Raw genomic sequence first — 21,061 nt, forward strand, 5'->3', positions numbered from 1 at the left:
GGGAGCGCTTGTCCTCGGCATGCGCTTCGTTGACTTCTTCATTCTTTGACCCTCAGGAGAGATGCACATGAACCTTCGCCCTCTGCACGATCGCGTGATCGTCAAGCGCATTGAAAGCGAAACCACGACCGCTTCCGGCATCGTGATCCCCGACAACGCTGCCGAAAAGCCCGATCAAGGCGAAGTCCTGGCCGTGGGCCCTGGCAAGAAGAACGACAAGGGCGAAGTCGTCGCCCTGAACGTGAAGGTCGGCGACCGCGTCCTGTTCGGCAAGTACTCGGGCCAGACCGTCAAGGTCCACGGCGACGAGCTGCTGGTCATGAAGGAAGACGACCTGTTCGCGGTCGTCGAGAAGTAATTCTCCGCTTCACCGCAAACACTCATATTTTCATAGCTGCTCGCCCTTCATTCACGAGCGCCAGCGGCTGATTTGATCCCTCAATCTTGTAGGAGCCAAACATGGCAGCAAAAGACGTAGTTTTCGGCGGCGAAGCCCGCGCACGCATGGTTGAAGGCGTGAACGTTCTGGCCAACGCGGTCAAGGTCACCCTGGGCCCCAAGGGCCGCAACGTGGTGCTGGAGCGCTCGTTCGGCGCCCCCACCGTGACCAAGGACGGCGTGTCCGTGGCCAAGGAAATCGAACTCAAGGACAAGCTGCAGAACATGGGCGCCCAGCTCGTGAAGGAAGTGGCCTCCAAGACCAACGACATCGCCGGTGACGGCACCACGACCGCCACCGTGCTGGCCCAGGCCATCGTGCGCGAAGGCTCCAAGTACGTGGCCGCCGGCCTGAACCCGATGGACCTGAAGCGCGGCATCGACAAGGCCGTGGTGGCCCTGGTCGAGGAGCTGAAGAAGGCTTCCAAGGCCACGACCACCTCCAAGGAAATCGCCCAGGTGGGTTCGATCTCCGCCAACTCCGACGAATCCGTGGGCAAGATCATTGCCGACGCGATGGACAAGGTCGGCAAGGAAGGCGTGATCACCGTGGAAGACGGCAAGAGCCTGGACAACGAACTCGATGTCGTCGAAGGCATGCAGTTCGACCGCGGCTACCTGTCGCCCTACTTCATCAACAACCCCGAAAAGCAAGCCGCGATTCTGGACAACCCCTTCGTGCTGCTGTTCGACAAGAAGATCAGCAACATCCGTGACCTGCTGCCCACGCTGGAGCAAGTCGCCAAGGCCGGCCGTCCCCTGCTGATCATTGCCGAAGAAGTCGAGGGCGAAGCCCTGGCGACGCTGGTGGTGAACACGATCCGCGGCATCCTGAAGGTCGTGGCCGTCAAGGCGCCTGGCTTCGGCGACCGCCGCAAGGCCATGCTGGAAGACATCGCCATCCTGACGGGCGGCAAGGTCATCGCCGAAGAAGTGGGCCTGACGCTCGAGAAGGTCACGCTGGCCGACCTGGGCCAGGCCAAGACGATCGAAGTGGGCAAGGAAAACACGATCATCATCGACGGCGCCGGCGCCGCTGCTGACATCGAAGCCCGCGTCAAGCAAGTGCGCATCCAGATCGAAGAAGCGTCCAGCGACTACGACCGTGAAAAGCTGCAAGAGCGCGTGGCCAAGCTGGCCGGCGGTGTGGCAGTCATCAAGGTCGGCGCTGCCACCGAAGTCGAGATGAAGGAAAAGAAGGCACGTGTGGAAGACGCACTGCACGCCACCCGCGCTGCCGTGGAAGAAGGCATCGTGGCCGGCGGCGGCGTGGCCCTGCTGCGCGCCAAGCAAGCCGTGGGCGACAGCCTGAAGGGTGACAACGTCGACCAGGAAGCCGGCATCAAGCTGGTGCTGAAGGCCGTCGAAGCGCCCCTGCGCGAAATCGTCTACAACGCCGGCGGCGAGCCTTCGGTGGTCGTGAACAAGGTGCTGGAAGGCAAGGGCAACTTCGGCTTCAACGCCGCCAACGACACCTACGGCGACATGCTCGAGCTGGGCATCCTGGACCCCACGAAGGTCACGCGCGCTGCCCTGCAGAACGCCGCTTCCGTGGCCTCGCTGCTGCTGACGACCGAAGCCATGGTCGCCGAAGCACCGAAGGACGACGCACCCGCCGGTGGCATGCCCGACATGGGCGGCATGGGTGGCATGGGCGGCATGGGCATGTAATGCCCGGCGGCCCGGCCGTGGGCAGTCAGGGGCTGTAGCCAGCCCTTGCCGCACCCGGCACCGGACACGAAAAAACCCCGCAGGTTGCGAGACCTGCGGGGTTTTTTCTCATGGACCGGCGCCGGTCCGGGGCGGTTGCGAGCCGGGCCGGCGGGTCGGCCGCTCAGGCGCTCCGGCCCGCGCCTTGCGCTTCGGGCGCGGAACGACCCCGGGGCGCGAGCGCGCCCGATCAGAATCGGTAGGTCGCCGTCAGCACCACGTTGCGGCGCGCCGCCCACCAGCAGTCGCCCCGGCCCAGGCAGATGCTCATGTACTGCTTGTCGGCCACGTTATTGACGTTGAGGGCATATCGCCAGTGCTGGCTGTCGTAGGCCAGCAGCGCGTCGCCCACCAGCGCCGAGGGCACGCGCGGCGCGGCGCCGTCGCGAAAGCCCGAGAGATACCGCGCCCCCGCCCCCACGGAAAAGCCCTTCACATCGCCCACCGAGAACCGGTACAGCCCCCACACCGCCGCCTGGTTGCGCGGCAGGCCCTCCAGCGTCTTGTCCACGTCGGTGTAGTTGTAGTGCGCGATCAGGTCGAACACCGACGACATGCGCGTCTTCACCTCCAGCTCCACGCCCTTGTTGGTCGTCTCGCCCGCCTGCAGACGGTTGTTGGGGTCGGTGGGATCCGCGACGAGCTGGTTCTTTTCCTTCAGCTTGTAGACCGACGCGGTGAACGTGGTGGCGCTGCCTTGCGGCATGTACTTCACGCCCGCCTCCACCTGCTCGCCCTGCAGCGGCTTGAACCGGGCGCCGGAGGCATTGGTGCCGCTGACCGGCGTGAACGACTCGGCCCAGCTCAGGTAGGGCGTCCAGCCGCCGTCCAGCTGGTACATCACGCCCAGGCGCTTGGTGGTGTCGCTCGAGCGCTCGTCGGGCGTGCCGTCCACCCCGCTCGTCACTCGGTCGTGGCGCAGGCCGGCGACGAAGATCCAGCGGTCCCACTTCATCTGGTCCTGCACGTAGAGGCCCGTCTGGCGCTGCCGGTTGCCCGGCACGGCCACCGGGTTCACGGCCGGGCGGCCGGTGTAGACGGGCGCGAAGGCGTCGATGGGCAGGTCGTAGGCATCGCCGGAATCGGTCTTGCTCTCGGTCTGGCGGTTCCAGTCCACGCCCACCAGCACCTGGTGCTGCAGCCCGCCCGTGTTCAGCCGGCCCTGCAGGTGGGTGTCGACCGTGGCCATGCGGGTGCGGGTGGTGTTCTGGCCGAAGAGGCGGCCGATCACGCGCTGGTTGACCGGGTCGGCGCCGAAGCCGCCCGGGTCGGTGAAGAAGTCGGCGTAGTGATAGGAGCCCCGGTTCTCGTTGCGCGCCCAGCGCAGGTTCTGGCGCACCGTCCAGGCGTCGTTGAAGCGGTGCTCGAACTGGTAGCCCAGCGTCTCGCGGTCGGTGTCGTAGTAGTCGCCCGGCTCGCCGATGAAGCGGCTGGTGGGCAGGCGTCCGTTCGGATTGGGCAGCAGCGTGCCCGACCAGGGCAGGAACTGCGCGACGCTGCCCGTGCGGTCCTGCTGCCAGTGCGCCTGCAGCAGCAGCGAGGTGGCCGCGTTGGGACGCCACATCAGCGAGGGCGCGATCAGCCGGCGGTCGTCGGGCACGTGGTCCACCTGCGTGTCGGCATCGCGCGCCAGCGCCACCAGGCGGTACGACCACTGGCCGTCGGCCGTGAGCGGGCCGCTCAGGTCGGCCTGCAGCTGCTTGCGGTTCCACCGGCCCACCTGCACGCCCACTTCGCGCTGGGTTTCCTGCAGCGGCCGCTTGGTGACCATGTTGACCACCCCCGCGACCGTGCCGGCGCCGAACAGCATGCCCGACGGGCCGCGCAGCACCTCCAGCCGCTCCAGCGTGTAGGGGTCGGCCGGAATGGTGCTGGTGTAGTAGTTGTAGCTCTGGCGCAGGCCATCCAGGTAGATGTCGGGGTAGCTGCCGCGCACGCGGATGCTGTCCGAGCGGCTGTCCAGGCCGTAGGCGTCGCTGCGCACGCCCGCCGCATACAGCAGCGCGCCCTGGAAGCTGGTGGCGCCCTGGTCCACGATCTGGTCGCGGGTGACGACGGTGACGGACTGCGGCGTCTCGCTCAGCGGCGTGTCGGTCTTGGTGGCAGTCGAGGCGTTCCGCGCGCGGTAGCCGACGACGGGACTGCTCGCGCTCTCCGTTTCCGCGCTGGCGTCCACGCGCACTTCGGACAAGGTGGCCTGCGGTGTCTGGGCCGTCACGGCGCCGGACAGGCCGCACAGCAGCGCCGCGCAGACGGCGACCTCGCGTTGGGAAACGTCATGATGTCAATGAAAGTGGAATTGATAACAATTCTTATTCTATTGACCATCGAGCTTGGCGCCTGCTGTGTGGCGGCCAGACAACGGAGGTGGGAGGCGGGACCGCTTCGGCCCCTATGAGGCGCAGCCATGCTGCGCCCTGCTCCCGCTCAGCGGCCGCGCACGCGTTGCAGCAGCCCGGCGGTGGACCCGTCCAGGCCGGCCACGCCGCCCGAGGCCAGCCGCTCCTCGATGTCCTTGGCCAGCACCTTGCCCAGTTCCACCCCCCACTGGTCGAAGCTGTTGATGCCCCACAGGCTGCCGCTGACGAACACCCGGTGCTCCTGCAGCGCGATCAGCGCGCCCAGCGAGGCGGGCGTGAGCGACTCCAGCAGCAGGAAGGTGCTGGGCCTATTGCCCGGGAAGTGGCGGTGCCCGCCCTCGCTCTGCTGGCCCACCATCAGGGCCTGGGCCTGGGCCAACGCGTTGGCCAGCAGCTTGTCGTGGTGGCCGGGCAGCGGGTGCGTGGGCTGGCGCACGGCGACGATCTCCAGCGGCACGACGTCGGTGCCCTGGTGCAGCATCTGGAAGAACGCGTGCTGCCCGTTGGTGCCGGGCTCGCCCCACAGCACGGGTGAGGTGGCCAACGCCAGCGGGGAGCCGTCCAGCGCCACGCGCTTGCCGTTGCTCTCCATCTCCAGCTGCTGCAGGTAGGCGGGCAGCCGGCCCAGTGCCGCATGGTAGGGGGCGATGCAGCGGCTGGTGAACCCGTGGAAGTTGCGGTACCAGACGTCGAGCAGGCCCAGCCGCACCGGCAGGTTCTGCGCCAGCGGCGCCGTGCGGAAGTGCTCGTCCATGGCGTGGGCGCCGGCCAGCAGAACGCGAAAGCCCGCCGCGCCGATGGCGATGGCGATGGGCAGGCCGATGGCCGACCACAGCGAGTAGCGCCCGCCCACCCAGTCCCAGAACCCGAAGGTGGTGGTGATGCCCAGCGCGGCGGCGGCGTCGACGTTGGTGGTGAGCGCCGCGAAGTGGCGGGCGACGTCCTGGCCGCCTTGCCGGCCGAACCAGGCCAGCGCCGAGCGCGCATTGGTCATCGTCTCGGCGGTGGTGAAGGTCTTGGAGGCGATCAGGAACAGGGTGTTGCTGGCCTGCAGCGATTGCAGCACCGTGTGCAGTTCGTGCCCATCGACGTTGGAGACGAAGTGGAGCCGCTTGCCCTGTGCGCGGTGGTGCTCCAGCGCCTTCACCGCCATGTGCGGCCCGAGGTCCGAGCCGCCGATGCCGATGTTCACGATGTCGGTGATGCCCTCGTCGGCGCGCACGGCCTCGGCATAGGCCAGCATGGCGTCCAGCGTGGCGTGCACCTGCGCAAGCTGCCCGGCGATGCCGTCCTCGTCGCCCGGCAGCGACAGGCCGGCGGGGCGGCGCAGCAGCGTGTGCAGCACGGCGCGGTTCTCGGTGGTGTTGATGGCCTGCCCGCTGAACATGGCGGCGCGGTGCTGCTCCAGGCCGCAGGCGGCGGCCATGCGCAGCAGCAGCGCTTCGGTTTCCGCGTCCCACAGGTTTTTGGACAGGTCGGCGAACACGTGCGGCGCCGCCTGGCTGAACCGGTCGAACCGCTGGCCGTCGGCAGCGAAGGCCTGCCGCAAATCCAGATCACGGGCGCCGCCGGCAAAGGCCGTCTGCAGCAAAGGCCACTCGGGGGTTTGGTCGCAACGAAGGGACATGGGATCGATGAAAGAAAAACGCAAACCCGACAAGAGTAACTGGATTACACCCAGTGCTGCGCACTAATTGCACGCCAACGCAAGCCAGCGCTCAAGCGCGGCTTTCTCCTACAAACCCGGCGATCGCCATTGCTGTAACGAGATTACATATCCAGCGCCCGCGAGGCGCCGTACAGCGCCGGCGTGGCACTCGCGTCGATCACCCAGCACGGGATGCCGGCCAGATAGCCCTGGAAACGCCCCTTGGCCTCGAACCGCTCCCGGAAGGGCGAGCGGTCGAACCAGTCGCCCAGGCGCGGCACGATGCCCCCGCCGATGAACACCCCGCCCCGGGCGCCCAGCGTGAGCGCCAGATTGCCGGCCACGTTGCCCAGGAAGCCGCAGAACAGCTCCAGCGCCTCCAGCGCCAGCGCGTCCTGCTGCTGCAGCGCCAAGTCGGTCACCTGCGCGGGCGAATCGACCTCGGCGCCGCCCTGCCCCTGCAGCCGCCGCACCGCGTGGTACAGGTCGACCAGCCCCGCGCCGCAGACCGCCCGTTCGGCCGAGACATGGCCGTAGCGCTCCTGCAGGATCGCCAGCAAGTCCGTCTCGCGGGCGTTCTGCGCGGCGAGCGAGACGTGGCCGCCTTCACCCGACAGCGGCACGCCGTGGCGCGAGCCCATCGGAAAGACCAGCCCCGACACGCCCAGTCCGGTGCCGGGCCCGACGAGCGCGATGGCGGCGCCGGCCACCGCGTCGCCGCCGCCCACCTGGCGCAGCAGGTCGGGGGTGAGCAGCGGCAGCGACAGCGCCAGCGCGGTGAAGTCGTTGATCACCACCAGCCGCTCGAAGCCGAAGGCCTCCTGCACGGCGCGCTGCGAGAAGCTCCAGCTGTGATTGGTCATGCGCACCGCGTCGCCCGTCACCGGGTTGGCGATGCCGAAAGCCGCCTCGCGCGGCGTGGCGATGCCCACGTCGCGCAGATAGGCCGCCAGCGCCGCGTCCACGGTGGGGAACTGCGCGCAGGGCAGCACCCGCGTGTCGTTCATCGGGCCGGTGGGCGATGCCTGCCAGGCCAGGCGGATGTTGGTGCCGCCGATGTCGGCAAGCAGGCGCAGTGGTTGCATGGTGTGGGCGTGGTGGGTGGATGAGGTGCGCAGGCCGGGCCAGGGATGTGCTATTGATTTGATAGCTTCTCCCGCTTGCAGATCAAGCGCGGGAAGGTATTTCTATCTGAAAACGACAGGGCGGCGCGTTCGGAGAAGGCGCCGCCGTGCGGTCGGAGGAATGCACCCTGCCGCCGCCCCGAACGCGGACGCGGCCGTGCGGGGCGAAAGGCCCGCTCAGCCGGCGGCCTGCATCAGCTGCTCCAGCTTGGCGGCGTCGGCGGCGAAGGCGCGGATGCCCTCGGCCAGCTTTTCCGTCGCCATGGCGTCGGCGTTGAGCGCGTAGCGAAAGCCCGGCTCGTCGTAGTTCACGGCGGGCAGCTCCAAGCCGCGCGCCGCCTCGGGGTCGAGCGCGCGCTGCACGGGCAGCTCGCTCTGCGCCAGCTGGGCCAGCAGGTCGGGCGCGATGGTGAGCAGGTCGCAGCCGGCCAGCGCGACGATCTGGCCCACGTTGCGAAAGCTCGCCCCCATCACTTCGGTGGCAATGCCGAAATGCTTGTAGTGCTGGTAGATCTGCCGCACCGACTGCACGCCCGGGTCGTTGGCGCCGGCCATCGCGGCTTCGTCCCAGCTGGCGCCGGCCTGCTTCTTGTACCAGTCGTAGATGCGCCCGACGAAGGGCGAGATCAGCTTCACCCGCGCCTGGCCGCACGCCACCGCCTGCGCGAAGGAAAACAGCAGCGTGAGGTTGGTGTGGATGCCTCGCGCCTCCAGCCGGCGCGCCGCTTCGATGCCTTCCCAGGTCGAGGCGATCTTGATGAGCACGCGGTCCGTGGGGATGCCCTCTGCCTGGTACAGCTCGATGATGCGTTCGCCGCGTGCGATGGTCGCCTCGGTGTCGAACGACAGGCGCGCATCGACCTCGGTGGAGACGCGCCCAGGGATGAGCGACAGGATTTCGCAGCCGAAGCGCACGATGAGCCGGTCCATCACCTCGTCCAGGGGGCGGCCACGCCAGCGCGACACGGCCTCGGTCAGCAGCGGCGCGTAATCGGGTTTCTGCACCGCCTTCAGGATGAGCGACGGATTGGTGGTCGCATCCTGCGGCTGGAAGGCGCCGAGCTGGCGAAAGTCACCGGTGTCGGCCACCACGGTGGTGAACTGTTTGAGGGCGTCGAGTTGGTTCATGGCGTTCTCCTGCTGGGGGCCTCTTGCGGCCGGGGCGATGTCGATGGAAGGGCCGGGCGGGGGGCTTTCCGCGCCCTGCGGTGCATCAACCGGCCAGTGTAAGACGCTGGTGCACCCTGCCCGTGTCGGGAATGACCGCATCCATGAAACTCGGTAACATACCGCCAGATTTTCAGGCCCCCTTCGCTTCATTCCTTCGTTTTTCAGTCAGGAAAGTCACCGCACGATGAGTTTCGATCTGGTTCTGTTCGGCGGCACGGGCGACCTCGCATGGCGCAAGTTGCTTCCCGCCCTCTTCCAGGCCTTCCGCCACGGCTCGCTGCCCGAGGGCGGCCGCATCATCGGCGTGGCGCGCGACGAGATGACCGACGCGGCCTACCGCGAGCTCATCGCCAGCCGCTTCGACGCCGTGATCCAGGAAAAGCGCCCCACGGCCGAGGAGTTCGAGCGCTTCGCCGCGCTGTTGCAGTACCAGCGGGTGGACTTGTCCAAGGCCGAGGACTACGCCCGACTGGCCGCCCGCCTGCACGAGCGCAATGCCGACACCGTGGTGATGTATCTGGCCACCGCGCCCAGCCTCTTCACCACCGCCTGCGAGCAGCTGGGCGCGGCGGGCCTGGCCACGCCGAAGACGCGGGTGGTGCTGGAAAAGCCGCTGGGCCACGACCTCGAGTCGAACCGCGCCATCAACGCCGCCGTGCGCCGCGTGTTCCGCGAAGAGCAGATCTTCCGCATCGACCACTACCTGGGCAAGCCAGCCGTGCAGAACCTGCTGGCGCTGCGCTTCGGCAACGTGCTGTTCGAGCCGCTCTGGCGCCGCGAGATGGTGGCCAGCATCGAGATCACCATGGCCGAGAAGCTGGGCGTGGAAAAGCGCGGCGCCTTCTACGACGGCACCGGCGCGCTGCGCGACATGGTGCAGAACCATGCGCTACAGCTGCTGTGCGCCATCGCCATGGAGCCGCCCATCAACGCCACGGCCGACGCCATCCGCGACGAGAAGCTCAAGGTGCTGCATTCGCTGGTGCCCTGGACGCCCGCCACCCTGTCGCGCGACGTGATCCGTGGGCAGTACACCGCCGGCAGCACCGGCGGCGAGCGCGTGCCCGGCTACGCCGAAGAGGCCGGCGTGCCGCCCGACAGCCGCACCGAGACCTTCGTCGCCCTGCGCACCGAGATCGCCAACTGGCGCTGGGCCGGCGTGCCCTTCTACATCCGCACCGGCAAGCGGCTGGCCGCGCACGAGGCGCACATCGCCATCAACTTCCGCGCCACGCCGCACCCCATCTACCGCACGCCGCTGGGCACGGCCAACCGGCTGGTGATCCACCTGCAGCCGCGCGATGGCGTGGCGCTGCACCTGTTCGCCGCCGGCCAGGACAAGCGCGGCACACGCGGCGGGGCCGACGCCCAGTCGCTGGCCCCGGTGCACCTGGACCTGGACTTCGAGCAGCGCTTCGGCACCGAGCGGGTGGGCGCCTACGAACGCCTGCTGCTGGACGTGATCGCCGGCCGCCTGAACCTCTTCGTGCGTGCCGACGAGCAGGAAGCCGCCTGGCGCTGGGTCGAGCCCATCATGCAGGCCTGGCAGGACGCAAGCGAAGGCCCGCGCCCGTACGCCGCCGGCACCTGGGGCCCGGCCGCCGCCAGCGCCATGGTGGCGCGCGACGGCCACAGCTGGATCGAGGAAGCTTGAGCCCCACCTGTGTCGCCTGCGGCGCCTTCCCCCGCTGGGGGACGACGCCCGTGGCCTGGCAAAGCCAGTTCCACGGCGTCTGCTGGCGTGGCCTGCTCCGCGGCCTTGCTGACAGTCAGGGCCGCGTCGGTTTCCAGCAGCGCGGGAACGGCTTCGCCATGAAAGGACCCCGCCATGCTTGAGCGAATCACCGCCTCCCTGCCCTCGCTGGCGCCGGCCGAGCAGCGCGTGGCCGCGCTGGTGCTGCAGGACGCGCGCGCCTTCGCCCGCCTGCCGGTGCGCGAGCTCGCGGCGCGGGCCGGGGTGAGCAAGCCGACCGTGGTGCGCTTTTGCCGCAGCATGGGCTACGACGGACTGGCCGACTTCAAGCTCAAGCTGGCCGGCAGCGTGAGCGAGGGCGTGCCCTTCATCCACCGCAGCGTGGACGCCGACGACAAGACCGGCGACGTGCTGGTCAAGGTGGTGGACAACGCGGTGGCGGCCTTCCTGCAGTACCGCAATGCCGCCACCAACGGCGCCATCGAGCGGGCGGTGGACGCCATCGCGGCGACCTGGAAGACCGGGCACCGCATCGAGATCTATGGCGTGGGCAACTCCGGCATCGTCGCGCAGGACGCGCAGCACAAGTTCTTTCGCCTCGGCATCACCAGCATCAGCACCAGCGACGGCCACATGCAGGTGATGAGCGCCACGCTGCTGGGCCCGGGCGACTGCCTGATCATCGTCTCCAACTCGGGCCGCACGCGCGACCTGATGGACGCGGCCGACATCGCCCGCAAGAACGGCGCGACCACCATCGCCATCACCGCCAGCGGCTCGCCCCTGGCCCAGGCCTGCGCCATCCACCTGGCGGCCGACCACCCGGAGGGCTACGACCGCTACAGCCCCATGGTGTCCCGCCTTTTGCACCTGCTCATCATCGACGTGCTGGCCACCTGCGTGGCGCTGCGCATCGGCGAGCCACTGCAGCGCGGGCTGCAGCAGATGAAGGACAACCTGCGGGCCAAGCGGTACACCTGAGAACGTGTTGACGATCTCGCAGGGGATCGCGTTGGAGCGCAATCGGGATGAGTGGATGCTCCGGATGCGCCGCATGGACTCATGTCCATGCAAGCAGCCGGAGCCTCCAATCGCCCGATTTCGCTCCAACCCGAAGGGCAGCGGTGTGGGCGGGCGGTCTGCGGCGTTGCGGCGCTTGTGAATAGCCACGCTATTCACTGCGCACCGCGCCTTTCACCCCACCCGCCCATACCGCTGCGCGACCCCTGGGAGATCGTAAACACGTTCTGAGGCGCTTCGACAGCCTCCCGGCGAAGGGGTGGACTGGCCGATGGGCTCCGCGCGCCACATACTGCGCGGTGTGCGCTGGCGCACAGACGGCTCGCACCGGCCTGCGCACACTTCCGATCCGGCGCGCCACAGGGCGCACGGTCCATCCACCACGGCTTTCCACCCCATCCATCGAGAGGTTTTCCATGAACGCAACCCGTGTCCCCCCCGTCGCCCCCGTGCCGTCGACCGACGATGCCGGCAAGCTGGTGCTGCGCCTGGCCATCGGCGTGCTGGTGCTGCTGCACGGCATCTACAAGCTGCAGGCGGGCGTGGGCTTCATCGCCGGCATGCTGGAGAAGGCCGGCCTGCCCAGCGTGCTGGCCTACGGCGTCTACGTCGGCGAGATCGTGGCGCCGGTGCTGCTCATCCTGGGGCTCTTCACCCGGGCGGGCGCGGCCATCATCGTGGTCAACATGCTGGTGGCCTTCGGCCTGGTGCACATGGCCGACCTGTTCGCGCTGACCAAGCAGGGCGGCTGGGCGCTGGAGCTGCAGGGCCTGTACCTGTTCGGCGCGCTGGCAGTGATGCTGCTGGGCGCGGGGCGCTATAGCGTGGGCGGCGCGTACGGCCGCTTCAACTGAGCGCCTGCCGCTCTTGCTACTGAATCAGTAGCACCCGGCGCTTGATTCATCGGCGCCAGAGCCGGAAAACACGTGTAACTGCCGGCAAAAGATGGTCAGGCGGCCGCCAGCTCCGCCAGCGGAATGCGGCCCTCTTCGACCCCATGGCAGGCCACGCGGGTGCCGCCCTGCTCCATGAGCGCGGGCCGCTCGGTGCGGCAGCGGTCGTTGGCGTAGGGGCAGCGCGGGTTGAAGGCGCAGCCGGCCGGCGGGTTCAAAGGGTTGGGCACCTCGCCCTGCACCGGCGTGCGGGCGCGGCCGGTGTCGTGCATCTTCGGGATCGCGTCCAGCAGCATGCGGGTGTAGGGGTGGCGCGGCACGGCAAAGAGTTGCCGCTTGTCCGCCACCTCCACCAGCCGGCCCAGGTACATCACGCCGACCTGGTCGGCCACGTGGCGCACCACGGCCAGGTTGTGGCTGATGAAGAGGTACGTGAGCTGCCGCTCGCGCTGCAGGTCCTTCATGATGTTGAGCACCTGCGCCTGCACCGAGACGTCGAGCGCCGAGGTGGGCTCGTCGCACACCAGGAATTCCGGCTCGGTGGCCAGCGCCCGGGCGATGGAGATGCGCTGGCGCTGGCCGCCCGAGAACTGGTGCGGGTACTTGACCATGTCCAGCGACGACAGGCCCACGGACTGCAGCAGCTCGCCCACGCGGGTCTTGAGCTGGGCCTTGTCGGTGATCAGGCCGTGCTCGCGCAGCGGCTCGCCGATGATGTCTTCCACCAGCCAGCGCGGGTTCAGGCTGGCATACGGGTCCTGGAAGATCATCTGGATGCGGCGGCGCATGGCGCGTGCGTCACGGCCCTCGAAGGCGGCGTGCGCGTCCTGCCCGTCGAAGGTGAAGCCGCCCCGCGTGGGCTCGTACAGGCCCACCAGCAGCCGGGCGACGGTGCTCTTGCCGCAGCCCGATTCGCCCACCAGCGCCAGCGTCTTGCCGCGCTCGATCTCGAAGCTGACGCCATCGACCGCGTGCAGCAGGGTGCGCGGCTTGCGCTCCAGCACGCGGTTGAGCCAGGGGGCCGACACGTCGAAGGTGCGGGCCAGGTCGTGGGCGCGCACGAGTGGCTGCGTGGTGGGCTGCGGGGTGGGCTGGGCGGCGTGGTTTGCGGTGGGCGTGGTCATGCGGCGGCTCCTTGCAGGCGAACGGCAGCGGCCTCGGCGGCCGAGGCGGGGTCGTGCAGCCAGCAGGCGGCGCGCGTGGCCCCCGCGGGCATCAGCTCGGGCCGCTCGGTGCGGCAGCGGTCGAAGGTGTGCGGGCAGCGCGGGTTGTAGGCGCAGCCCTTGGGAATGGCGTTCAGGCGCGGCATGGCGCCGTCGATCTGGTTCAGGCGCTCGCGGTCCTGCGCCATGTCGGGAATGGAGGCCATCAGGCCCGCGGTGTAGGGGTGCGCCGGGTGGTTGATGACCTGGTGCACCGGCCCGATCTCGGCGATGCGGCCGGCGTACATGACGGCCACGCGGTCGCAGGTCTCGGCGATCACGCCCATGTCGTGGGTGATGAGCATCACGGCGGCGCCGCGCGAGCGGCAGATGTTCTTCAGCAGCTGGATGATCTGCGCCTGGATGGAGACGTCGAGCGCCGTGGTGGGCTCGTCGGCCACGATGAGCTGGGGCGACGCCGCCAGCGCCAGGGCGATGACCACGCGCTGGCGCATGCCGCCGGAGAACTGGTGCGGGTAGTGGTCGACGCGCTGCTCGGCCGCCGGGATGCCGGTGTCCTTGAGCAGGTCGATGGCGCGCTGGCGGGCCTCGGCCGCGCCCATGGGCAGATGGGTGCGGATGGTTTCGACCAGCTGCTGGCCCACGGTGTAGAGCGGATTCAGCGAGGTGAGCGGGTCCTGGAAGATGGCGCCGATGCGGCGGCCGCGCACCTGCCGCATCTTGTGCGCCGGCAGGTTGTCGATGCGCTCGCCTTCGAGCAGGATCTGGCCCGACGCGATGCGCCCCGGCGGCTCCAGCAGGCCGATGATGGAGCCGCCCGTGAGCGACTTGCCGGCGCCCGACTCGCCCACCACGCCCAGGATCTCGCCCGGCGCGATGGAAAAGGAGATGTCGTCCAGCGCACGCAGCGTGCCGCGGCGGTTCGGGAATTCGACGACGAGGTTCTGGACTTCAAGCAGCGACATCGGGCCGTCCTTCGGATTGCGGATTCATCATGGTTGCTCTTTTTTTTATAGCTGCATGCGCTTATGCATCAAGCGTTTGCGGCCGATTTGATTCGAATTTCTGGCGCCCGGGGGCGCTCAGCGCAGCCGGGGATTGAGCGCATCGCGCAGCCAGTCGCCCAGCAGGTTCACCGAGATGGCGATCAGCACCAGCATCACGCCCGGGAACACGGTGATCCACCATTCGCCGGAAAAGAGGTAGTCGTTGCCGATGCGGATCAGCGTGCCCAGCGAGGGCGAGGTGGGCGGCGCGCCCACGCCCAGGAACGAGAGCGTGGCCTCGGTGATGATGGCCGTCGCCACCTGGATGGTGGCCAGCACCATGACCGGCCCCAGCACGTTGGGCAGCACGTGGCGACGCATGATCGACAGGGACGACACGCCCGTGACCCGCGCGGCCTGCACGTATTCCTTGTTGCGCTCGACCAGGGTGGAGCCGCGCACCGTGCGGGCGTACTGCACCCAGCCGGTGAGCGAGATGGACAGGATCAGCACGCCGAAGGCCATGGATTCGCCCGCGTTCGGGAACACCGCCCGGCCGACGCCCGCGATCAGCAGCGCGACCAGGATGGCCGGGAACGAGAGCATCACGTCGCACAGGCGCATCAGCAGCCCGTCGATCCAGCCGCCCTTGAAGCCGGCCAGCAGGCCCAGCGCCACGCCCACCACCACCGACAGGATCACCGAGGCGAAGCCGACGATGAGCGAGATGCGGGCGCCGTAGATCACCGCCGAGAGGATGTCGCGGCCCTGGTCGTCGGTGCCCAGCGGGTACTTCCAGGTGCCGCCGCCTTCCGTGCTCCAGCCCGGCGGCAGGCGCGCGTCGGACAGCTCCAGCGTGGTCAGGTCGAACGGGTTGTGCGGCGCCACCCAGGCGGCGAACACGGCGCAGATCACGCACACCAGCGCGACCAGCGCCGCGCCGATGGCCACCGGCGAGGTGCGGAAACTGTGGCCGACGTCGCTGTCGTACCAGCGGAACAGGGTTGTCTTCATCGTGGGGCTCTCGGGAAATTCTGGAGAAGAAGCGGGAGTCGCGGGCCGGACGCGGCGCCCGGGGGCTGGCGCTACGCCCGGGGGCGCCCAGCCGGCGGCGTCGGGGCGCGTGTCAGGTCGTCATGGGCTGATGCTCATCCATTTGAACGGCATGGCGTTGTCCGCCAGTTGCACCGCGCTGGCCTTGGTGGACACGCCCCAGGCCAGTGCCTGCTGGTGCAGCGGGATGTGGCCCACGTCGGCGGCATGCAGCTGGAAGGCTTCGCGGATCATGGCGTTGCGGCGGTCCTTGTCCTGCTCGGTCAGCACGCGGCGCGTGAGCTCGTCCACCCGGGGGTTGCAGTAGCTGCCCAGGTTGTACTGGCCGGCGCCCTTGCCGTCCACGCAGGCCATGAGCGCGTTCATGGCGTTGTGGGCGTCGTAGGTGGCGGGCGTCCAGCCCAGCAGGTAGAAGCTGGTGTCGCGGCGCAGCACCTTCGGGAAATAGGTGGCCTTGGGTTCGGCCTGCAGCCGCACCTTGACCTGGATGCGCGCGAGGTTGGCGGCCACGGCCTGGCAGATGAGCGCGTCGTTCACGTAGCGGTCGCTCGGGCAGTCGAGCGTGATCTCGAAGCCGCTGCCGTAGCCCGCCTCGTTCATCAGCCGCTGGGCGGCGCGCGCGTCGTAGGGCAGGCGCTTGATGTCGGGCTGGAAGCCGTTCACGCCCGGGCCCACCAGCAGCGCCGACGGGTTGGAGGCGCCGCGCATCACCACCTTCTGGATGGCGTCGATGTCGATGGCCTGGTAGAAGGCCCGGCGCACGCGCACGTCCTTGAACGGATTCTTGCCTTTCACGCTGGCATGGAGCAACTCGCTTCGCTGCTGGTCCATGCCGAGGAAGATGGTGCGCAGCTCGGGGCCCGTCACGGCGCGGGTGCCGGGGCCGGCGTTGACGCGGGCCAGGTCCTGCACCGGCACCGGCTCCATCACGTCCACCTGGCCCGATAGCAGCGCGGCGACCCGCGTGGCGTCGCTGCCGATGGGCGTGAAGATGACCTCGGCCGGGCTGCCATCGAGGGGCGCCCAGTAGTCGGTGTGGCGCGCGAACACGGTGCGCACGCCGGGCTGGCGGTCGCGCACGCGAAAAGGGCCTGTGCCGTTGGCCTGGAACGAGGCCGCGTTCTCCGCGCCGCTGCGGCGGTCGGCCGGCGCCTGGGCATGCTGGGTCTCGCACCACTGCCGGCTCATCATGTAGACCATGGTGAGCACGTCGGGCAGCACGGGGAACGGCACGGTGGTCTCGATCTCCACCGTGTGCTCGTCGAGCTTCCGCGCTTCCTTGACGTAGTTGGTGTGGCTCTTCATGTCGGAGCCGTCCAGCCGGGTGCGGGCCAGCGAGAACACCACGTCGTCGGCCGTGAACGGCGTGCCGTCGTGAAAGCGCACGCCTTGGCGCAGCTCGAAGCGCCAGACGGTGGGCGCGGTCTGCCGCCAGGCGGTGGCGAGGGCCGGCGCCAGGCTCAGGTCGCGGTTGCGGGTGATCAGCGGCTCGTAGACGTTGCCGAGCAGGCTGAGCTGCAGCGACTCGTTGAGCGAGTGCGGGTCCAGCGACGTCGCGTCGCCCTGGTTGGCCACGCGAATCGTTTGCGCCGATGCTATCGAATGAATAGCTATAAGCCCCATCAGGATGGTCGCCAGAGCCAGTTTTTGCATGAAATGCATGCGTGGAACCCGTGTGGTGGAAGGCATGCAGCTCCTCACAGCGTGGCCAGCGGCATCGCCTGCTCGATCAGGCTGGCGTGCAGCGCGGCGCCCAGCGGCAGGATGTCGTCGTTGAAGTCGTAGCGGCTGTTGTGCAGCGCGCTGTTGCCCGGCCCCATGCCCTGGCCGATGCGCAGGTAGGCGCCCGGGCGGCTCTGCAGCATGAAGGAGAAGTCCTCGGCGCCCATGCTGGGCTCCAGGTCGCGCACCACGTTGTCGGCGCCGACCAGGCTCTGCGCCACGTCACCCGCGAAGACGGCGTGGCTGGCGGTGTTGATGGTGGCCGGGTAGATGCGCTCGTAGCGCACGGTGGCCGTGGCGCCGAAGCCCAGGGCGATGGCGCCGCACAGCTCCTGGATGCGCCGCTCGACCATCTCCTGCACGGCGGGGTCGAAGCTGCGCACGGTGCCCACCAGCGTGGCGGTGCCGGGCAGCACGCTGAAGGCGCCCAGGTCGCCCGCCTGCACGGCGCAGAGGCTGATGACGGCGCTGTCGAGCGGCCGCACGTTGCGCGAGACGATGCCCTGCACCGCCGTGATGATGTGCGCCGCCACCAGCACGACGTCCACGGTCTGGTAGGCATGCGCGCCGTGGCCGCCGCGGCCGCTGATCTCGATGGTGATTCGGTCGGCCGCCGCCATCATGGCGCCGTCGTTGATGCCCACCGTGCCGGGCTTCATGGCCGGCCAGTTGTGCATCGCGAAGACGGACTGCACCGGGAAGCGCTCGAACAGGCCGTCCTCGATCATCACCCGCGCGCCGCCGAAGCCTTCCTCGCCGGGCTGGAAGATCAGCACGGCCGTGCCGTCGAAGTTGCGCGTGGCCGCCAGGTAGCGCGCCGCGCCCACCAGCATGGCGGTGTGGCCGTCGTGGCCGCAGCCGTGCATCAGGCCGGGCTTGCACGAACGCCAGGGCACCTCTCCCTGCTCGGCCATCGGCAGGGCATCCATGTCGGCGCGCAGGCCCACCATGCTGCCGCTGCCCCGCCCCTGGCCGCGAATGACGGCGACGATGCCGGTACGCCCGATGCCGTCGTGGATCTCGTCGACGCCGCACACCTTGAGCGCCTCCTTCACCCGCGCGCCGGTGTAGACCTCCTCGAAGCCCAGTTCGGGGTGCGCATGGAGATCGCGGCGGAAGGCGGTGAGTTCGGGGTGGAACTGCGCGATCTGCGCGAAGGCGCGGCCGCCGGCCTTCAGGCGCGGGGGCTGGGCCAGCGTGGGGGTGGTGACGGGCGGATTCATCTCAATGCCCTCCGGCCTTGCCGACGCGCAGGCGCGGGTCGACCACGAAATACAGCAGGTCCACCACCAGGTTGATGACCACGAAGATCAGCGCGATCAGGCAGAGGTAGGCGGCCATGACGGGAATGTCGGCGAAGGTGACGGCCTGGATGAACAAGAGGCCCATGCCCGGCCACTGGAACACCGTCTCGGTGATGATGGCGAAGGCGATCAGGCCGCCCAGCTGCAGGCCGGTGATGGTCATCACGGGCACGAGCGTGTTCTTGAGCGCGTGGCCGAAGTGGATGGCGCGGTCGGTGAGGCCGCGCGCGCGGGCGAACTTGATGTAGTCGGCGCGCAGCACCTCGAGCATTTCGGCGCGTACCAGCCGCATGATGAGCGTGAGCTGGTAGATGGCGAGCGTCACCGCCGGCAGCACGATGTGGTGCCAGCCCTTGGCCGTCAGCAGGCCGGTGCTCCACCAGCCGAGCTGCGTGACGTCGCCCCGCCCGAAGCTGGGGAACCAGCCCAGGTGCACGGCGAACACCAGGATCAGCAGGATGCCGATCAGAAAGGTGGGCAGCGACACGCCCAGCAGCGACAGCGTCATGAAGAGCTGGCTGGTGAAGGTGCCCCGGCGCAGCGCGGCATAGACGCCCATGGGCACGCCGATCAACAGGGCCATCAGCGCGGCGACCAGCGCCAGCTCCAGCGTGGCCGGGAAGCGCTCGGCGATCAGCCGCGAGACCTTGGCGCCCTGCCGCAGGCTGAGCCCGAATTCGCCCTGGGCGGCGTTCACCAGGAAGTGCCAGAACTGCACGATGAACGGCTTGTCCAGGCCGAGCGAGGCGCGCATGTCGCGGATCTGCTCGGCCGTTGCGTCCTGCCCCAGCAGGAACACGACCGGGTCGCCGACGTACTGGAACAGCATGAACGAGATGAAGGCCACGGTGACCATCACGATCACAGCCTGGATGAGGCGGCGCAGGATAAAGGCGAGCATTCAGAGAACCGGAGTTGGACGGGGCATGCTAGCAGGGAGCCGGCCGGAATCGGACGTTGGCCTGCGTTGCCTGGGGGTGGAGGGCGAGGTAATCGGCAGGCGGGCTGGGCTCTGCAGCGACGAACGGAATGAACGAAGGGAGAACGGCCTGGCGGCAGGGGGCACGCCGCCGCGAGGCAAGGTATCGGCCCGGCTGCAGCCGAATCCCGCCGATGGTGCGGCGTCGCACCCGATGGTGCGGTGCGAGCGGATCAGAGCAAGGCCGATGCCAGCGCGCAGGTGGCGCCCTGCGCCTGCTGCACCTGCTGCACCTGCTGCGACGGGCCGCGGACTGCCGGGTGCGGGCCGTCGCGCAGGCGAGGGCTGCAAAAACAAAGCCGACCGCCCGAGAAGGGCCGTCGGCTGGTCGGCACGGCCACGCATGCCGGACACGGCGCACCGCGGATGGAGCGGCGGCCGAGGTGGCAGCTGCTGCCGCCGGGCCGCCCCCTCCATCAGAAACGGTGACGCATCCCTACGGTGATGCCCGTGCGGTTGCGGGCGCCGTTGGCGTCCAGCGCCATGCCGGCGCCGCCGCTCACCCGCGTGTGGTCGAGCGCGAAGTACGCATCGGTGCGCTTGGAGAGCGCATAGTCCAGCACGGACACCAGGAAGTTGGCCTTGCCGTTGTATGCGCCCGAGGCGGAACCGCTCTGGCGGGCATGGAAATAATGCAGGCCCACGTTGAGCTGCGGCGTGGCCTGGTAGCCGAAGCCTGCCTTGTACATCTGGCGCTTGTCGGCATGGTTGCGCAGCGCCAGCAGCGTGGCGGGGGCGGCAGGGTTGACGGACGCGCCGGGCAGGAAGCCGCCGTTGGAAGAGCCCGACCAGTAGGCCCCCATCAGGGCGCTGTCCACCACGCCGGAAGCGCTCAGCGGATAGTCGTCCTGGCGCTTGTTCAGGCCGTAGCCCAGGTTCAGGTACCAGGGGCCGGTGCGGTAGGAGCCGCCGGCCGTCCAGGCATCCACCTTGGTGCCGCCGGGCAGGCGGGTGTTCAGGTAGCCCACACCGCCGGCCCAGCCGCCGGTGGCGTAACGCAGGTAGCCGCCTGCCGTGCGGATCGCACCTGCGGGGTTGACCGAGGTGCCGAGCTGGTCGACGGTGTTGCCCTCGTCGAACGAATACTGCAGTGCGCCGCGCAGGCCACCCACTTCGGCCATGTACTTGATGGCGTTGTTGGCACGCGCGCCCATGGCCATGCCCAGCTCGGGCTTGTAGGCTTCCATGTAGGGCGAATAAGGGAACGACGCATAGGTGGAGGTCACCAGGTCGAACAGCATGTTGTATTGGCGCCCCAGCGTGACGCGGCCGAAACCGCCCTGCAGTCCCACCCACGACTGCTGGAAGTACGGCGTGGTCGGCGTGCCGGTGTCGGCGCCGAAGCGGTTCTCGAGGTTAGCGATGGCTTTGAGCCCGCCGCCCAGCTCTTCATTCACGTTGATGCCCCAGCGGCTCTGCGACATGCCGCCGCCGACCAGCTGGCTCAGCGAGTCGTTGGCGCTGGCACCCTCGTTGTTGGTGTGCCGGTACGCCACGTCCACGATGCCGTACAGCTGTACGCTGCTGGTGGCGGCCTGCTGTGCGAACGCGAAGGGGGCCACTGCTGCCACGGCGGTCATTGCCGCCATTTTTTTCACAGACGAAGTACGCATGTGTTGTCTCTTTCTGCAGGGATGAAGGAAATTTCATTCTAGAAATCAACGCTTCCCGTCGAAAGAGCCGTTGGCTACGCAGCCACAGTCGTTTTCCCTACATTCCTGTTGCCTATGTGACAAAAAAAAACCGCTGCGTGAACGCAGCGGTCTTCGGTCTTGCTAACCCAGGCTGGCGGATGCCA

General features: G+C 68.7%; 16 protein-coding genes. 5 read left to right on the forward strand and 11 right to left on the reverse strand.

All coding sequences use genetic code 11. The annotated features are described in order from the left end of the window. Positions 1-67: 67 nt before the first annotated feature. On the forward strand, positions 68-358 hold the full coding sequence (locus tag ABWV53_RS12315) for a co-chaperone GroES (RefSeq protein ID WP_056660833.1): 291 nt from the start codon (positions 68-70) through the stop codon (positions 356-358). A 101-nt stretch (positions 359-459) separates the two neighbouring features. Beyond that, the gene (gene groL, locus ABWV53_RS12320; RefSeq protein ID WP_056660659.1) at positions 460-2,109 is read left to right on the forward strand and encodes a chaperonin GroEL; all 1,650 of its coding nucleotides are present in this window, start codon (positions 460-462) and stop codon (positions 2,107-2,109) included. A 229-nt stretch (positions 2,110-2,338) separates the two neighbouring features. Here the strand turns inward: groL and ABWV53_RS12325 are convergent, their stop codons facing one another. From ABWV53_RS12325 to tal, 4 genes are all read right to left on the reverse strand, one after another. Further along, complete coding sequence (locus tag ABWV53_RS12325) at positions 2,339-4,366, reverse strand: TonB-dependent siderophore receptor (RefSeq protein WP_353366239.1); 2,028 nt, start codon at positions 4,364-4,366, stop codon at positions 2,339-2,341. A gap of 209 nt (positions 4,367-4,575) precedes the next feature. Next, complete coding sequence (gene pgi, locus ABWV53_RS12330; RefSeq protein ID WP_353366241.1) at positions 4,576-6,135, reverse strand: glucose-6-phosphate isomerase; 1,560 nt, start codon at positions 6,133-6,135, stop codon at positions 4,576-4,578. Positions 6,136-6,278: 143 nt separating this feature from the next. Further along, on the reverse strand, positions 6,279-7,241 hold the full coding sequence (glk, locus tag ABWV53_RS12335; protein WP_353366243.1) for a glucokinase: 963 nt from the start codon (positions 7,239-7,241) through the stop codon (positions 6,279-6,281). A gap of 216 nt (positions 7,242-7,457) precedes the next feature. Continuing rightward, on the reverse strand, positions 7,458-8,408 hold the full coding sequence (tal, locus tag ABWV53_RS12340; protein WP_353366245.1) for a transaldolase: 951 nt from the start codon (positions 8,406-8,408) through the stop codon (positions 7,458-7,460). 226 nt (positions 8,409-8,634) lie between these two features. Here tal and zwf point away from each other — a divergent pair, with 226 nt between their 5' ends. The 3 genes from zwf (at position 8,635) to ABWV53_RS12355 (ending at position 12,017) form a co-directional block, all read left to right on the forward strand. Next, positions 8,635-10,104: a glucose-6-phosphate dehydrogenase gene (gene zwf, locus ABWV53_RS12345; RefSeq protein ID WP_353366247.1), complete on the forward strand. Its 1,470-nt coding sequence runs from the start codon at positions 8,635-8,637 to the stop codon at positions 10,102-10,104. A gap of 174 nt (positions 10,105-10,278) precedes the next feature. Beyond that, on the forward strand, positions 10,279-11,124 hold the full coding sequence (locus tag ABWV53_RS12350) for a MurR/RpiR family transcriptional regulator (RefSeq protein ID WP_353366249.1): 846 nt from the start codon (positions 10,279-10,281) through the stop codon (positions 11,122-11,124). Positions 11,125-11,579: 455 nt separating this feature from the next. After that, positions 11,580-12,017, forward strand: coding sequence for a DoxX family protein (locus ABWV53_RS12355; protein ID WP_353366251.1), 438 nt, complete (start codon positions 11,580-11,582; stop codon positions 12,015-12,017). 95 nt (positions 12,018-12,112) lie between these two features. On the opposite strand, the gene ABWV53_RS12360 is transcribed toward ABWV53_RS12355, so the two are convergent. The 7 genes from ABWV53_RS12360 to ABWV53_RS12390 form a co-directional block, all read right to left on the reverse strand. Next, entirely contained in the window at positions 12,113-13,180 is a 1,068-nt protein-coding gene (locus tag ABWV53_RS12360; protein WP_353366253.1) for an ABC transporter ATP-binding protein, read from the reverse strand. Then, entirely contained in the window at positions 13,177-14,184 is a 1,008-nt protein-coding gene (locus ABWV53_RS12365; protein ID WP_353366255.1) for an ABC transporter ATP-binding protein, read from the reverse strand. The genes ABWV53_RS12360 and ABWV53_RS12365 overlap by 4 nt, the downstream gene beginning before the upstream one ends. Before the next feature lie 117 nt (positions 14,185-14,301). Continuing rightward, positions 14,302-15,219: an ABC transporter permease gene (locus ABWV53_RS12370; RefSeq protein ID WP_353366257.1), complete on the reverse strand. Its 918-nt coding sequence runs from the start codon at positions 15,217-15,219 to the stop codon at positions 14,302-14,304. A 120-nt stretch (positions 15,220-15,339) separates the two neighbouring features. Further along, positions 15,340-16,911, reverse strand: a complete 1,572-nt coding sequence (locus ABWV53_RS12375; RefSeq protein ID WP_353366259.1) for an ABC transporter substrate-binding protein — start codon at positions 16,909-16,911, stop codon at positions 15,340-15,342. Between the two features lie 44 nt (positions 16,912-16,955). Beyond that, positions 16,956-18,203 carry a M20 aminoacylase family protein gene (locus ABWV53_RS12380; protein ID WP_353366261.1) on the reverse strand — a complete coding sequence of 416 codons (1,248 nt, stop codon included), beginning with the start codon at positions 18,201-18,203 and terminating at the stop codon, positions 16,956-16,958. Between the two features lies 1 nt (position 18,204). After that, the gene (locus ABWV53_RS12385) at positions 18,205-19,185 is read right to left on the reverse strand and encodes an ABC transporter permease (protein WP_353366263.1); all 981 of its coding nucleotides are present in this window, start codon (positions 19,183-19,185) and stop codon (positions 18,205-18,207) included. Between the two features lie 494 nt (positions 19,186-19,679). Then, positions 19,680-20,876, reverse strand: a complete 1,197-nt coding sequence (locus tag ABWV53_RS12390; RefSeq protein WP_353366265.1) for a porin — start codon at positions 20,874-20,876, stop codon at positions 19,680-19,682. Between the last annotated feature and the right edge of the window lie 185 nt (positions 20,877-21,061).

The sequence above is a fragment of the Acidovorax sp. FG27 genome, assembly GCF_040365715.1.
Lineage (GTDB): Bacteria > Pseudomonadota > Gammaproteobacteria > Burkholderiales > Burkholderiaceae_C > Paracidovorax.

Coding starts and splice junctions, on each gene's coding strand:
- ABWV53_RS12315 (WP_056660833.1), top strand. CDS start 68: ATGAACCTTCGCCCTCTGCACGATCGCGTGATCGTCAAGCGCATTGAA.
- groL (WP_056660659.1), top strand. CDS start 460: ATGGCAGCAAAAGACGTAGTTTTCGGCGGCGAAGCCCGCGCACGCATG.
- pgi (WP_353366241.1), bottom strand. CDS start 6,135: ATGTCCCTTCGTTGCGACCAAACCCCCGAGTGGCCTTTGCTGCAGACG.
- glk (WP_353366243.1), bottom strand. CDS start 7,241: ATGCAACCACTGCGCCTGCTTGCCGACATCGGCGGCACCAACATCCGC.
- tal (WP_353366245.1), bottom strand. CDS start 8,408: ATGAACCAACTCGACGCCCTCAAACAGTTCACCACCGTGGTGGCCGAC.
- zwf (WP_353366247.1), top strand. CDS start 8,635: ATGAGTTTCGATCTGGTTCTGTTCGGCGGCACGGGCGACCTCGCATGG.
- ABWV53_RS12350 (WP_353366249.1), top strand. CDS start 10,279: ATGCTTGAGCGAATCACCGCCTCCCTGCCCTCGCTGGCGCCGGCCGAG.
- ABWV53_RS12355 (WP_353366251.1), top strand. CDS start 11,580: ATGAACGCAACCCGTGTCCCCCCCGTCGCCCCCGTGCCGTCGACCGAC.
- ABWV53_RS12360 (WP_353366253.1), bottom strand. CDS start 13,180: ATGACCACGCCCACCGCAAACCACGCCGCCCAGCCCACCCCGCAGCCC.
- ABWV53_RS12365 (WP_353366255.1), bottom strand. CDS start 14,184: ATGTCGCTGCTTGAAGTCCAGAACCTCGTCGTCGAATTCCCGAACCGC.
- ABWV53_RS12370 (WP_353366257.1), bottom strand. CDS start 15,219: ATGAAGACAACCCTGTTCCGCTGGTACGACAGCGACGTCGGCCACAGT.
- ABWV53_RS12375 (WP_353366259.1), bottom strand. CDS start 16,911: ATGCAAAAACTGGCTCTGGCGACCATCCTGATGGGGCTTATAGCTATT.
- ABWV53_RS12380 (WP_353366261.1), bottom strand. CDS start 18,203: ATGAATCCGCCCGTCACCACCCCCACGCTGGCCCAGCCCCCGCGCCTG.
- ABWV53_RS12385 (WP_353366263.1), bottom strand. CDS start 19,185: ATGCTCGCCTTTATCCTGCGCCGCCTCATCCAGGCTGTGATCGTGATG.
- ABWV53_RS12390 (WP_353366265.1), bottom strand. CDS start 20,876: ATGCGTACTTCGTCTGTGAAAAAAATGGCGGCAATGACCGCCGTGGCA.